This window comes from Streptomyces sp. NPDC045956, from assembly GCF_056430705.1.
Genome location: NZ_JBWKKZ010000001.1, coordinates 383,595 through 397,020 on the forward strand (window position 1 = coordinate 383,595; position 13,426 = coordinate 397,020).

The following is a 13,426-nucleotide window of genomic DNA, read 5'->3' on the forward strand; positions in this document are numbered from 1 at the left end:
CCCGAAACGGTCGGGAGAGACGGCGCTCACGCGCGCTTGAACTGGTCAGGCTCCGGGGGATGCATGAGGTGTGGTCGAAAACACTCCCAGCCCGTTACCGGGACATGGTGGCGCTTCCCGCGGCCATGAGGAGAGACTGACTACGGATCGTCCCGGCGCGAGCCACGCGCCGCCGGCGTACAAGGAGGCATCCGTGCCGCATGTCCTGGTCCTCAACGCGTCGTACGAGCCACTCGGCGTCGTACCGCTCCGCCGCGCGCTCGTCCTCGTCCTCGAGAACAAGGCCGTCTGCCTCGAGGAGTCCGGCGCCTACCTGCACAGCTCGACCGTCACCGTGCCCGCACCCAGCGTGGTCCGGCTCAAGCGGTTCGTGCGGGTCCCCTACCGGGGGCCCGTCCCGCTCACCCGCCGGGCGCTCTTCGCCCGGGACGGAGGCCGGTGCATGTACTGCGGTGCCGTCGCCACCAGCGTCGACCACGTCATCCCGCGCAGCCGCGGCGGCCTGCACGCCTGGGACAACGTGGTGGCGTCCTGCCGCCGCTGCAACCACGTCAAGGCCGACCGCCACCTCGGGGAGATCGGCTGGCGGCTGCGCCACAAACCGGCCCCGCCCACCGGCCTGGCCTGGCGCATCATCGGCACGGGCCACCGGGACCCGCGCTGGCTGCCGTACTTGCAGCCCTACGGCGCGGAGGACGCCATGGCCCGGATCGACGGCATCTCCGCCTGACGGTCCGGGCCTTCGCCTGCGCGGCCGGGCGGGTCAGCGCACCCAGTTCTTCAGCGGCCCGGTCTCCAGAACGATCCCGACCGGCTCGGGCAGGGCGACCTGCTTGCCGAAGGGCAGCGTCTGCACGGTCTCGTAGCGCCCGCCGTCCGGCCGGCTGTGCACCTTGACCTCACAGGTGTCCCGGTCGATCAGCAGGTACACCGGGATGCCGGTCTCGGCGTAGGCGCGCGGCTTCTCGACGCGGTCGCGCCGGTCGGTGTCGGAGTCGTAGGAGGTGACCTCGACGACCATGAGGACGGGGGTGGGGTCGGCCCATTCGCCCGCGCCGGCGAAGGCGTGGCTCGGGGTCAGGGAGCCGTCGGGCCGCGCGCGACCCTCGCGGTAGGTCTCTACGCTCAGGCCCTGGTGAGAGTCGAGCCACAGTTCCGGACGCTGCTGCATGCAGACGCGTGTGAGCCATTCGATGATGCTGCCGTGGTCGCCGTCAGGCACGGCCTTCCCCCCAAGGTGTCCGTTGATGAACTCGAGCCGTGCGCCCTCTATGCTCCGGGCGGCATGGACGGCGAGTTCCTCGAACTCATGGGTGGTCATCTGGGGCCGGTCGGCGGTCACGGTCACAGGGCTCCTCCGATGGTGCAGGGGTCCACTTCTGCCCAGCGTAGGGGAAATGCGGTGCTCCCCGCGGCCTCTAGGCCCACCGCAGCTCCCCCGGCCGCACCGACCGCCCCAGCAGCGGCAGGGCCGTCGCCGCCGACAGCAGGCAGGACGTGTACACCGCGGGAGCGACCAGCAGCGCCGTCCACGGCAGCGAGCCGGCGCCGGTGAGGGACGAGTACCAGGCGCCCGCCGCCATGCCCCCGGCGCCGGCCAGCAGGAGGGCGGGGGCGAGCGGGAGGGCCGTCTCCAGGAGCAGCGCCCGGTTCAGGACCGCGCGCGGCACTCCCGCGGCGACCTGGGCGGCCAGCGTCCGGCGCCGGGAGGTGAGGGACTCGGCGGTGCCCACGGCGAGTCCGGACAGGGCGATCGCCAGACCGAGGAGGACGGCGGCGCCGGCCAGGTCCAGGCCGGTCGTGTAGTACTCCAGGTCGGCGCCGAGGTGGTACTCCCGGGTGCGCAGCTCGGTGAGCATCGCGTGCCGGACGCACAGGAGGACCGTTCCGGCGACCGTCACCAGCATCACCGCCGCGTGGCTGCGGGCCGGCGCCCACGGGTCGTCACGCAGGCGCCCGGCCGCGACGAGCGGTGCCGCCGTCCGGGCCCGCCCGGCGAGCAGCCGCCCGGTGAGCCGCGCCGCGGCCCCGGACAGCCACACCGAGCCGGCGCCGAACGCGACGACGAGGGCGAACACGGTCAGGGGAGCCCGCCAGCGGTGCCCTCCGCCCGGACCGGAGCCGGTCGTGGCCCCCGCGAGCAGGGCCGCCACCGCCACCAGCAGCAGCGCACCGAGGAACAGCAGCGCGGGCCCGCGTCCCGTACCCGGGCCGGCCCGGCGCACCAGGCCCAGCGGCGAGGCCACCACCCGGCGCAGTGCCAGCGCCCCCACCACCGCGCCCAGCACCGGCACAGCGACCGCGACCAGGGTGATCCCCACCCAGGTCTGCGCGGTCGTCGCGCTCCACAGGCGGAGCAGCAGCAGGACGCCGAAGACGGTCGCCACCGACGAGCCCACCAGGCAGGCCGGCCCCGTCTCCAGCGCGGCGATCCGCCGCACCTGCCACGGCGTCGCCCCGGCCAGCCGGAGTCCCGCCAGCCGCCGGTCGCGGTGTACGGCGCCGATGCGGGCGCACTGACCGAGGAAGGCCAGCACCGGCACCAGCAACAGCAGCAGACCGGTGATCACCCCGGCACGGGTCCCCGCGCCACTCAGCAGACCGTGGAAGGCGGAGACCGTGTGACCCTCGGGGACCGACGCGAGCGTGACCGCTGCCAGCGCGCACCCCGTGGCGAGCGCGGCGCCCGCCGCCGTGAGCGAGATCCGCCACCACTCCCGCCGGTCCGACCCGCGCACGAGCTGCCGGGCCAGCCGGACGTCCGTCACCACCGTGTCCCACGCGCTCACGCCGCCACCCCCAGCGGTGCCACGGTGCCGTCCCGCAGCTGGACCTCGCGGTCCGCGTACGCCGCCACCTGGGCGTCGTGCGTGACGAGCAGCACCGCCGTGCCCGTCTCCCGGGCGGTGTGCGTCAGCGTCGTCATCACCTGCTCGCTCGCCAGCGAGTCCAGCGCCCCGGTCGGCTCGTCCGCGAAGACCGCCTTGGGGCCGGTGACCAGCGCGCGGGCCAGCGCCGCCCGCTGCGCCTGTCCTCCGCTCATCTCGCCGGGCCGCGACTCCCCCTGCCCGCGCACCCCGAACCGCTCCAGCCACTCCCCGGCCCGCGCCCGCGCCTCGGCGCGGCCGGTGCCGGCCAGCATCAGCGGCAGTGCCACGTTGTCCAGCGCCGTCAGCTCCGGGATCAGCTGCCCGAACTGGAAGACGACGCCGAAGTCGGTGCGGCGCAGCGTGCTCAGCCGTTTCTCCGGCAGCTCCTGCAGCCGTTCACCGCGGTACGTCACCGACCCGGCGTCCGGCCGGACGATCCCGGCCAGGCAGTGCAGCAGCGTCGACTTGCCGCTGCCGCTGGCCCCGGTCACGGCGAGGATCTCGCCGGCCCGCAGGTCCACCGAGGCACCGCGCAGGGCCTCGGTCCTGCCGTGGACCTTCACCAGGTCGCGGGCCGCCAGCAGCGGCCCCGCCGTGGTCCCGTTCGTGTCCCCGCTCGTCATGCTGTGCGGACCTCCGCGGTCAGGGTGGTGAGCCGGGCCGCCGTGGTGGTCATCCAGCGGAGGTCGGCGTCGAGGTGGTTGAGGCCGTAGTCGGCCGAGAGCACGGTCGCCAGGTCCGTGCCGGAGGCCGTCTTGACCGCCGTGAGCTCCCGCATCCGCTCCATGTGGGCGGCGCGCTGGGCCAGCAGGTAGGCGCCCGCGTCCGCGCCGGTGAGGATCGAGACGACGACCTTGGCGAAGATCTCGTTCGTCACGAAGGGCGCGGGCGGCGCGACCTCGCCCGCCCACCGCGCCAGCTCGCGCGTGCCCTCGGCCGTCGCGCGGTACGCCGTCCGCTCCGGGCCGCCGTCGGACGCGGTGCCGTCGACCTCCGCGAGGCCGTCCCGGACCAGGCGCTGGAGGGTCGTGTAGACCTGCCCGTAGGCCAGCGGACGGGCCTGGGGGAAGCGTTCGTCGTGGCGTCGCTTCAGGTCGTAGCCATGGCTCGGCCCCGAGGCGAGCAGCCCCAGCAGGATGTGACGGGTGCTCATGGCGCCCAGTATTCACTGAGTACATGTACGGAGTGAATAGCTGGCGGATCTTTCTGGTCCTCGCGGGTCGACGGCGCTCGCTCCCGTGACCGGTTTGGGTGATGCGCGAACGGGTTAGGTGGGTGTTTCACGTACATACGAGAAGAATTCCTGGGGGTGCGATGTGACCAGGAGCACGTTGTCGGTACTGAGGCGTCTGTCCGCGCGCGGACTGGGTAGGGCTGCCGTTACCCGCCGAAAGCGTGCTCGGCAGAGCCCGCCGAGGACCGACACCGCTCGACCGAAGGAGAATCCCGTGGCTGCACCGGCACCCCTGCTGCTCCCGGCCCCGTCCAAACCCGTGGCGGAGCCGTCCACACCCTGGTCCGATCCCTCCGCCGCCTCCGACACCCCGCACTACTGCGTCTTCGGCGCCACCGGAAGCTGCGCCGAGACCCCCCTCACGAGCGAACCGCCGCTGCCGGACGCCGAGCCCCTGACCAGCGAGTCCCCGTTCGCCGACGCCGTGCCCCTGACCAGCGAGTCCTCGCCCGAACTCACGGCGGACGTGCCGGAGCAGGGCGGCCCCTCCTTCGCCGTCCCGGAACCCACGAGGTCGTAGAGGTCATCGATGCCAGCAGCCCGGCCGGCCGAGCCGCCCGCCGAGACCCTTCCCGAGGATCTGACCCGGCTCGCCGCCCTGCACGGCGTCGCCACCTCCTACAGCCCGTCGCCGGACCGCACCGTCGCGGCCTCGGCCACCGCCGTCGTCCTGGCGCTGGCCGCCCTGGGCGTGGACGCGGGCACCCCGGAGGCCGTCCGCGCCGCGCTGACCGCCCGTGAGACCGAGCTGCGCGAGCGCCTGCTGCCGCCCACCGTGGTCGCCTGGAGCGACGGCGGCACCCCGGCCGCCCTGGCCGCCCTGCCCGCGGGCACCCGGCTCCGCGTCGAGACCGAGGAGGGCGAGACCCGCGTCGACGCCGACCGGCTCCCGCCCGGCGTCCACCGGCTGACCGCCACCGCGCCCGACGGCCGGACCGCCGGCGCCCACCTGATCGTCGCGCCCGCCCGGCTGCCCGTCCCCGCCGCGCGCTCCTACGGGCTCCTCGTACAGCTCTACTCGCTGCTCTCCCGCCGCTCCTGGGGCATGGGCGACCTCGGCGACCTCGGCGAACTGGCCGCCTGGGCCGGACGCGCCCTCGGCGCCGGGTTCGTCCAGGTCAACCCGCTGCACGCGGCCGTACCCGGCGCACCCACCGACCCGTCCCCGTACCGGCCCTCCTCGCGCCGCTTCCCCGACCCCGTCCACCTGCGGATCGAGGACGTGCCCGAGTTCGCGTACGTCACCGGACCCGAGCGCGTCCGCGCCCTCCGGGAGCGGGCCGGACGGCTGCGCGAGGCCGTCCTGGAGCAGGGCGCCCTGATCGACCGGGACGCCGTCTGGGACCTCAAGCGCGAGGCCGCGGAGCTGCTCCTGGAGGTGCCCCTCGGCCCCGGCCGCCGGGCCGCCTACTGCGACTACCTCGCCGAACAGGGCACCGCGCTGGAGGACCACGCCACCTGGTGCGCGCTCGCCGAGATCCACGGCCCCGACTGGCACCGGTGGCCCGAGGGCCTGCGCGACCCCCGATCGGCCGACACCGACCGGGCCCGCACCGAGCTGATGGACCGCGTCGACTTCCACTCCCGCCTCACCTGGCTCACCGACACCCAGCTCACCGCCGCCCAGCACGCGGCCCGCGAGGCCGGCATGCCGGTCGGGATCGTCCACGACCTCGCCGTGGGCGTGCACCCGCGCGGCGCCGACTCGTGGGCGCAGCAGGAGTACTTCGCCGCCGGCATGTCGGTGGGCGCGCCCCCCGACGCCTTCAACGCCCGCGGCCAGGACTGGGGCCTGCCGCCCTGGCGCCCCGACCGCCTGGCCGCCTGCGGATACGCGCCCTTCCGGCGCCTGCTGCGGGGGCTGTTCCGCTACGCCGGAGCCCTGCGCATCGACCACGTCATGGGTCTGTTCCGGCTCTGGTGGGTCCCCGAGGGCCATCCGCCCACCGAGGGCACCTACGTCCGCTACGACGCCGAGGCGATGCTCGCCGTCCTCGTCCTGGAGGCCGGCCGGGCCGGCGCCGTGGTCATCGGCGAGGACCTGGGGACCGTGGAGCCCGGTGTGCGCGAGGCGCTGCGCGAGCGCGGGGTGCTGGGCACCTCGGTGCTCTGGTTCGAGCGGGACTGGGCGGGCGACGGCCGTCCCCTGCCGCCCGAGCGGTGGCGTGCCGACTGCCTGGCCACCGCCACCACCCACGACCTGCCGTCCACCGCCGCCCGTCTCACCGGCGAGCACGTCGAACTCCGCGACCGCCTCGGCCTCCTCACCCGCCCGCTGGAGGAGGAGCGGGCCGAGGCGGCGGCGGACACGGCCGAGTGGCTGGAGGTCCTGGCCCGGCTCGGCCTGATGGACGCCACCGGCGGTGACCCCGGTGCCCCCTCCGAGGAGGCGGGCATCCAGGCCGTCCACCGCTTCCTGCTGCGCACCCCCGCCCGGATGGCCGGGATCTGGCTCCCGGACGCCGTCGGGGACCGCCGCCCGCAGAACCTGCCCGGCACCTGGGACCAGTACCCGAACTGGCGGCTGCCCGTCGCCGACGCCGACGGCCGCCCCCTGACCTTGGAGGACCTGGCCGCCTCCCCCCGGCTGCATGCGTTGATCGAGGTGGTGCGGGACCGCGCGGGCGGCTGAGCGGCGCGCGCCGCGGCCCCGTACGGGCACCCCGGGCGCGCGCCCCCGACGGCCGTTCGCTAACTTTGCACCGTGGACAAGAAGAACGCCCTGCGCGCCGGCGCCCTGGCAGCCGGTACGACGCTGATGATGCTGCTCATGTCGTCCCCCGCGCTCGCGCTGACCCGCGACGACGGCGACGACCCCGGCACCGGCCTGAGCGTCGTCGAGACGCTGGGTCTCTACGTCCTGGCCCCCATCGCGCTGTTCGTGATCATCGCGGGCCTGGTGATGGTGCTGGACAAGTCCAAGGAGGAGCACCGCGTGACCTCCCGCAACATCAAGACCCGGCCCAAGGCCGACGCCAAGGCCTGACCGCCACCGCACCTTCTCCACCGAGGGCGCCGGTCCCACCGTTCGCACGCCGTGTGCGCGGGACCGGCGCCCTCGGCGTGCGCGGGGCCCGCTACCGCTCGGTGGCGGCCAGCAGGTCGCGCAGCAGGTCGGCCAGTTGCCCGGTCCGTCCGGCGTCCAGGGCGGCGGACAGCGCCTCGGTCTGCACGGCGAGACCCGCGCCGACCGCCTCGTCCACCAGCCGCAGTCCCTCGTCGGAGAGGGTGACCCGCAGGGCCCGCCGGTCGTGCGGGTCGGGGGAGCGGTACAGCAGCCCGGCCCGCTCCAGCTTGTCGAGGCGCCCCGTCATGCCGCCGGTGGTGAGCATCAGGGTCGCCGAGAGCTGCCGGGGCGAGAGCGCGTACGGCTCCCCGGAGCGGCGCAGCGTCGCCAGGACGTCGAACTCACCGCGGGCGATGCCGAAGCGCGCGTAGGCCTTCTCCATCCGGTCGCCGATCGCGCGCGAGAGCCGGTTGATCCGGCCGAAGACCTCCATCGCCGCGGTGTCGAGGTCCGGTCGGACCTCCGCCCACTGGCCGATGATCGCGTCGACCGGGTCCCGGTGCCGCTCGGTGCGCTGCTGGAGGTGCTCGCTCATGGACCGAGTATCGACGGTCGGCAGGTCGCCCGCAAGAAAGTTGCTTCGCAATAAGTAGCTTAGCGGTAAGCTACTTATTGCCGACCGACTTGGAGGGGCTCCCCATGCCCGCGAACCGTCCCGTCCTCATCGCCCTGACCGCCCTCGCTCCCGTCTCCTGGGGCACCACCTATGCGGTGACCACCGAGTTCCTGCCGCCCGACCGGCCCCTGTTCACCGCGCTGATGCGCGCCCTGCCCGCCGGGCTGCTGCTGCTCGCCCTCGCCCGGGTGCTGCCGCGGGGCGCCTGGTGGGGGAAGGCCGCAGTGCTGGGCGCGCTGAACATCGGGATGTTCCTCCCGCTGCTGTTCCTCGCCGCTTACCGGCTGCCGGGCGGCACGGCCGCCGCGGTCGGTTCGGCCGGTCCGCTGTGCGTCGTCGCGCTCTCGGCACTCCTGCTGGGGCAGCGGCCCGCCGCCCGGTCCGTGCTGTCCGGGGTCGTCGCCGCGTTCGGCGTCAGCCTCGTGGTGCTCCAGGCGGCCGGCACGCTGGACACGCTCGGCGTGCTGGCGGCGCTCGCGTCCACCGTCTCCATGTCGGCCGGCATCGTGCTGACCCAGCGGTGGGGCCGTCCCGAGGGCGTCGGCCCGCTCGCGCTGACCGGCTGGCAGCTGACCGCGGGCGGCCTGCTCATCGCCCCGGTCGCCTTCCTGGCCGAGGGGCCCCCGCCCGCGCTGGACGGCGCGGCGGTCGGCGGCTACCTCTACCTGGCGCTGGCCGGCACGGCGGTGGCGTACTGGCTCTGGTTCCGCGGCATCGGGCGGCTGACCGCCACCCAGGTCACCTTCCTCGGTCCGCTGTCCCCGCTGACCGCCGCCGTCGTCGGCTGGGCGGCACTCGGGGAGGCCCTGACGCCGGTGCAGACGGCGGGCATGGCGCTGGCGTTCGGGGCGACCCTCGCGGGCCAGCTCGCGCCGGGCGCGAAGGCCGCCGCCCGGCCGTCTGCCCGTCCTTCCTCCCGTTCTTTCAGTTCTGCTTCACAGAACGGTCGAAAAGACTCGATGGACCTGACGGGTCCGGCGCTGCGACGGTAGGGCCACCACCCACGCCACCGCCCGCCGAAAGGACCTCCGTGGCCGTAGCCGACCGCCGGACCACCACCGCCCCCGCGCCCACCCCTGCCCGCGTCTCCGGGCCGCCCGCCCCCGTCGCCCTCGGGATCGGACTCGCCGTACTCGCCACCGTCGTCTGGTCCGGCAGCTTCGTCACCTCCCGGGCCCTCGGCGACAGCGTCCCGCCCGTCCAGCACGCGTTCTGGCGCTGGGTGATCGCCCTCGCCGTCGTCGCCCCGTTCGGCGCCCGGCGGGCCTGGCGGCAGCGGGCGCTGATCCGGCGCCACCTCGGCTTCGTGCTCCTCGCCTCCCTGCTCGGCGTGGCCGTCTACAACACCCTCGTCAACCAGGCCGGAGTCACCACCCCCGCCGCCAACATGGGCATGATCATGGCGGCCTCCCCGGTGCTGATGGCGGTCCTCGAACGGGCGGGCGGCGTACGGCTCGGCGCCCGCCGCGTCGCCGGGCTCCTCGTCGCCTGCGCGGGCGTGCTGCTGCTGGTCGGCGGCGGGGCGTCCTATTCGGCAGGTGACCTGTGGATGATCGTCGCCGCCTGCTGCTTCGGCTCGTACAGCGCGCTGCTGCGCCGCAGGCCCGCCGGCCTGGACGGCGCGGGGTTCCTCTTCACCACGTTCCTGTTCGGCACGGTCCTGCTGCTGCCCGCCCAGGGGATCAGCCTCGCCGTCCAGGGCGGTTTCAGCCCGGCGCCGGGGACCGTCCTGCCCCTCCTCTACGTCGGCGTCGCCTCCTCCGCGGTCGCCTTCTTCGCCTGGAACAAGGCGATCGCCCTGATCGGCCCGGCCCGCGCCGGGATCGTCTACTACCTCCAGCCGGTGTGCGTGGCCCTGCTGTCCTGGGCGCTGCTCGCCGAGCCGACCGGCTGGGCGCAGGCCGGCTGCATGGCCCTCATCCTCGGCGGCGTCGTCCTCGGCGCGGGGGCGCGCCGGTGACCGGAGCCGGGCGCGGATAGGTTGGCCGCCATGGCCGACTGGGACATCCGCAAGCTGCACATCCTGCGGACGCTGCGGGAACGGGGCACGGTCACCGCGACGGCCGAGGCACTGCGCATGACACCGTCCGCCGTCTCCCAGCAGCTGACGAACCTCTCCCGGCAACTCGGCGTGGAGCTGCTCCGGGCCCAGGGCAGGCGGGTCCGGCTCACGGACGCGGCCCACCTCGTGCTGCGCCACGCCGACGCGGTGTTCGAGCGGCTGGAGAAGGCGGACGCGGAACTCGCGGCCCACCTGAGGGGCGAGGCGGGTGAGGTGCGGGTCGGCGCCTTCTCCACCGCCGTGCCCGCCCTGGTCGTGCCGTCCGTGACCGCGTTGCGGACGACGCACCCCGACATCGCGGTGCGGGTGCGGGAGGCCGAGGCGCAGGAGGCGTACGAGCTGCTCGCGGCCCGGGACGTGGACCTCGCCCTGTCCCTGGCCGCCCACGCGCCCACCGCCGCAGACCCCCGCTTCACCCGCGTCCCGCTCCTCGCCGACCCGCTGGACGTCGCCCTGCCCGGCGACCACCCGCTGGCCCGCGCGCAGGGGCTGCGGCTGGCCGACCTCGCCACCGAGCCGTGGATCTTCGGCGGCAGCGGGCCCTGGTCCGACATCACGCGGGGAGCCTGCGAGGCGGCCGGGTTCCGGCCGGAGCAGGCGCACACGGCGGCCGGGTGGACGGCGATCCTCGCCATGGTGGAAGCGGGCATGGGGGTCGCCCTGGTACCGCGCATGGCCGCGGTGCCGCGGGACGGGGTGGTGATGCGCGAGCTGCGCGCGGACCGTCCCGTCCGGCACGTCGTGGCGGCCGTGCGCAGGGGAGCGGGGGAGGGCACCGGGGTGGGCACGGCGGTGGGCAGGGTGCTGGCCGCCCTCCGCACGGCCGCGGCGCCCCGCCCCGGCGGACCGCGGGCCCCCGGGTAGGCGGTCGGAGCGGCCCGGGACACCGCCGCCGACCGGCGGTCACCCGCACACCGCCGGGACGGCGAAGGGGCGCCCGGTGCCGCGAGGCACCGGACGCCCCTCAGGGAGCGGACGGCTACGCGGCGTCCGCCGCCTGCGCCCGCAGGGCGCGCTCGACGCCCGAACGGGACTCCGAGACCAGGCGGCGCAGGGCCGCGTTCGGCTCGGCGGAGGCCAGCCAGGCGTCCGTGCGGTCCAGGGTCTCCTGCGACACCTGCACCGCCGGGTACAGACCGACCGCGATCTGCTGCGCCATCTCGTGCGAACGGGACTCCCAGACGCCCTTCAGCGCCTCGAAGTACCGCTCCGTGTAGGCCGCCAGCAGCTCGCGCTGGTCGGTCTGGACGAAGCCGGCGATCACCGACTCCTGCACGGCGTTCGGCAGCTTGTCGGACTCCACGACCGACTCCCAGGCCTCCGCCTTGGCCGCCTCGGTCGGGCGGGCGGCCCGCGCGGTGGCCGCGTGGCGCTCACCGGCGGCGGTGCGGTCCCGCTCGTACTCGGCCGCGATCTCCGAACCGCCGAACCGGCCCACGGCCGCCAGCCGCTGCACGAACGCCCAGCGCAGCTCGGTGTCGACGGCCAGACCCTCGATCGTCGTCGTGCCGTCCAGCAGCGCGTCCAGCAGGTCGAGCTGCTCCGGCGTCCTGGCCGTCGCCGCGAAGGCACGCGCCCACGCCAGCTGGTGGTCGCTGCCCGCCTCTGCGGCCCGCAGGTGGGCCAGCGTGGCCTCGGTCCAGCGGGTGAGCAGCGTCTCGCGGGCGGCCGGGGCGGCGTACTGGTCGATGGCCAGCTTCACCTGGCGGTGCAGCGACTGCACCACGCCGATGTCGGACTCCTTGCCGATGCCGGAGAGGACCAGCGAGAGGTAGTCCCGGGTCGCCAGCTCGGCGTCCCGGGTCATGTCCCAGGCCGACGCCCAGCACAGGGCGCGCGGCAGCGACGCGGTGAAGTCGCCGAGGTGCTCGGTGACGACGGCCAGCGACTGCTCGTCCAGGCGGACCTTGGCGTACGACAGGTCGTCGTCGTTGAGCAGCAGCACCGCCGGGCGGGCCTTGCCGACCAGCTGCGGCACGGCCGTCAGCTCGCCGTCCACGTCCAGCTCGACGCGGTCGCCGCGCACCAGCTTGCCGTTCGCGTCCAGGTCGTAGGCGCCGATCGCGATGCGGTGCGGGCGCAGCGTGGGCTCGCCCTTGGCGCCGGCCGGGAGCGCCGGGGCCTCCTGGCGGATGGCGAAGGAGGTGATGACCCCTTCGCCGTCCGTCTCGATCTCCGGGCGCAGCACGTTGATGCCGGCCGTCTCCAGCCACGCCTTCGACCAGGTCTTCAGGTCGCGGCCGGAGGTCTCCTCCAGCGCGCCCAGCAGGTCGGACAGGCGGGTGTTGCCGAACGCGTGCCGCTTGAAGTAGGCCTGAACGCCCTGGAAGAACGCGTCCTCACCGACGTACGCGACGAGCTGCTTGAGCACCGAGGCGCCCTTGGCGTACGTGATGCCGTCGAAGTTGACGAGCACGTCGTCCAGGTCGCTGATGTCCGCCATGATCGGGTGCGTGGACGGCAGCTGGTCCTGCCGGTACGCCCAGGTCTTCATCTGGTTGGCGAACGTCGTCCATGAGTGCGGCCACTTCGAGCCGGGCGCGTCGGCCTGGCAGGCGGCCTCGGCGTAGGTGGCGAACGACTCGTTCAGCCACAGGTCGTTCCACCACTCCATGGTGACCAGGTCGCCGAACCACATGTGCGCCAGCTCGTGCAGGATCGTCGCCGCCCGCACCTCGTACGCGGCGTCCGTCACCTTCGAACGGAACACGTACTGGTCCCGGATGGTCACCGCGCCCGCGTTCTCCATCGCGCCCGCGTTGAACTCCGGCACGAAGAGCTGGTCGTACTTGGCGAAGGGGTACGCGTAGTCGAACTTCTCCTGGAACCACTCGAAGCCCTGCCGGGTCACCTCGAAGATGGCGTCCGCGTCGAGGTGCTCGGCGAGCGAGGGCCGGCAGTAGATGCCGAGCGGCACCGACTGGCCGTCCTTCTCGTACACGCTGTGGACGGAATGGTACGGGCCGACGATGAGCGCCGTGATGTACGTCGAGATGCGCGGGGTCGGCTCGAAGACCCAGACGTCGTCCTGCGGTTCGGGTGTCGGCGAGTTGGAGATGACCGTCCAGCCCTCGGGGGCCCGCACCGTGAACTGGAAGGTCGCCTTCAGGTCGGGCTGCTCGAAGGAGGCGAAGACCCGGCGCGCGTCCGGCACCTCGAACTGCGTGTAGAGGTAGGCCTGGTCGTCGACCGGGTCGACGAAGCGGTGCAGGCCCTCACCGGTGTTGGTGTAGGCGCAGTCCGCGACCACGCGCAGGATGTTGCGGCCCGGCAGCAGCCCCGGCAGCGCGATGCGGGAGTCCTGGAACACCTCGGCGGGGTCGAGGGCGTCGCCGTTGAGCGTCACCTCGTGGACCGTCGGCGCGACCAGGTCGATGAAGGACGCGGCGCCGCCGTCGCCGGTCTCCGCGACGTCGAAGCGCACCGTGGTCACGGACCGGTAGGTCCCCTCGCCGCTCTGCGCGCCGGTGAGGTCGAGTTCGATCTCGTACGAGTCAACGGTCAGCAGCTCCGCCCGCTGCCGCGCTTCTTCGCGAGTCAGGTTTGTGCCAGGCACGCGGTCATCTCCTCGTTATGT

At 74.3% G+C, this 13,426-nt stretch carries 13 protein-coding genes; 7 read left to right on the forward strand and 6 right to left on the reverse strand.

Translation table 11 applies throughout. From position 1 onward, the window contains the following. The first annotated feature begins 193 nt into the window (after window positions 1–193). A complete protein-coding gene (locus tag AC07FV_RS01670; RefSeq protein ID WP_356603465.1) occupies window positions 194–730 on the forward strand; it encodes an HNH endonuclease in 537 nt (178 codons plus the stop codon). A 33-nt stretch (window positions 731–763) separates the two neighbouring features. Here the strand turns inward: AC07FV_RS01670 and AC07FV_RS01675 are convergent, their stop codons facing one another. From AC07FV_RS01675 to AC07FV_RS01690, 4 genes are all read right to left on the reverse strand, one after another. Then, complete coding sequence (locus AC07FV_RS01675; protein ID WP_479083888.1) at window positions 764–1,348, reverse strand: Uma2 family endonuclease; 585 nt, start codon at window positions 1,346–1,348, stop codon at window positions 764–766. 70 nt (window positions 1,349–1,418) lie between these two features. Next, on the reverse strand, window positions 1,419–2,789 hold the full coding sequence (locus AC07FV_RS01680; RefSeq protein WP_479083889.1) for an FtsX-like permease family protein: 1,371 nt from the start codon (window positions 2,787–2,789) through the stop codon (window positions 1,419–1,421). Then, window positions 2,786–3,493, reverse strand: a complete 708-nt coding sequence (locus AC07FV_RS01685) for an ABC transporter ATP-binding protein (protein WP_479083890.1) — start codon at window positions 3,491–3,493, stop codon at window positions 2,786–2,788. The genes AC07FV_RS01680 and AC07FV_RS01685 overlap by 4 nt, the downstream gene beginning before the upstream one ends. After that, on the reverse strand, window positions 3,490–4,023 hold the full coding sequence (locus AC07FV_RS01690; RefSeq protein ID WP_356603457.1) for a PadR family transcriptional regulator: 534 nt from the start codon (window positions 4,021–4,023) through the stop codon (window positions 3,490–3,492). The genes AC07FV_RS01685 and AC07FV_RS01690 overlap by 4 nt, the downstream gene beginning before the upstream one ends. A 295-nt stretch (window positions 4,024–4,318) precedes the next feature. Here AC07FV_RS01690 and AC07FV_RS01695 point away from each other — a divergent pair, with 295 nt between their 5' ends. The 3 genes from AC07FV_RS01695 (at window position 4,319) to AC07FV_RS01705 (ending at window position 7,090) form a co-directional block, all read left to right on the forward strand. Further along, the gene (locus tag AC07FV_RS01695; RefSeq protein WP_356603455.1) at window positions 4,319–4,624 is read left to right on the forward strand and encodes a hypothetical protein; all 306 of its coding nucleotides are present in this window, start codon (window positions 4,319–4,321) and stop codon (window positions 4,622–4,624) included. A gap of 9 nt (window positions 4,625–4,633) precedes the next feature. Beyond that, entirely contained in the window at window positions 4,634–6,736 is a 2,103-nt protein-coding gene (gene malQ, locus AC07FV_RS01700) for a 4-alpha-glucanotransferase (RefSeq protein WP_479083891.1), read from the forward strand. 72 nt (window positions 6,737–6,808) lie between these two features. Then, a complete protein-coding gene (locus AC07FV_RS01705) occupies window positions 6,809–7,090 on the forward strand; it encodes a hypothetical protein (protein WP_479083892.1) in 282 nt (93 codons plus the stop codon). A gap of 91 nt (window positions 7,091–7,181) precedes the next feature. Here AC07FV_RS01705 and AC07FV_RS01710 read toward each other — a convergent pair whose 3' ends face one another. Further along, window positions 7,182–7,706 carry a MarR family winged helix-turn-helix transcriptional regulator gene (locus AC07FV_RS01710; RefSeq protein WP_479083894.1) on the reverse strand — a complete coding sequence of 175 codons (525 nt, stop codon included), beginning with the start codon at window positions 7,704–7,706 and terminating at the stop codon, window positions 7,182–7,184. Window positions 7,707–7,810: 104 nt separating this feature from the next. Between AC07FV_RS01710 and AC07FV_RS01715 the strand changes: the two genes are divergently transcribed. The 3 genes from AC07FV_RS01715 to AC07FV_RS01725 are packed head-to-tail and all read left to right on the forward strand — an operon-like array spanning window position 7,811 to window position 10,713. Then, window positions 7,811–8,779: an EamA family transporter gene (locus tag AC07FV_RS01715; protein WP_479083896.1), complete on the forward strand. Its 969-nt coding sequence runs from the start codon at window positions 7,811–7,813 to the stop codon at window positions 8,777–8,779. A 38-nt stretch (window positions 8,780–8,817) separates the two neighbouring features. After that, a complete protein-coding gene (locus tag AC07FV_RS01720; protein ID WP_479083897.1) occupies window positions 8,818–9,747 on the forward strand; it encodes a DMT family transporter in 930 nt (309 codons plus the stop codon). 30 nt (window positions 9,748–9,777) lie between these two features. Next, the gene (locus tag AC07FV_RS01725) at window positions 9,778–10,713 is read left to right on the forward strand and encodes a LysR family transcriptional regulator (protein WP_479083898.1); all 936 of its coding nucleotides are present in this window, start codon (window positions 9,778–9,780) and stop codon (window positions 10,711–10,713) included. A gap of 115 nt (window positions 10,714–10,828) precedes the next feature. On the opposite strand, the gene pepN is transcribed toward AC07FV_RS01725, so the two are convergent. Next, complete coding sequence (pepN, locus tag AC07FV_RS01730; protein ID WP_479083899.1) at window positions 10,829–13,405, reverse strand: aminopeptidase N; 2,577 nt, start codon at window positions 13,403–13,405, stop codon at window positions 10,829–10,831. Window positions 13,406–13,426: the final 21 nt, after the last annotated feature.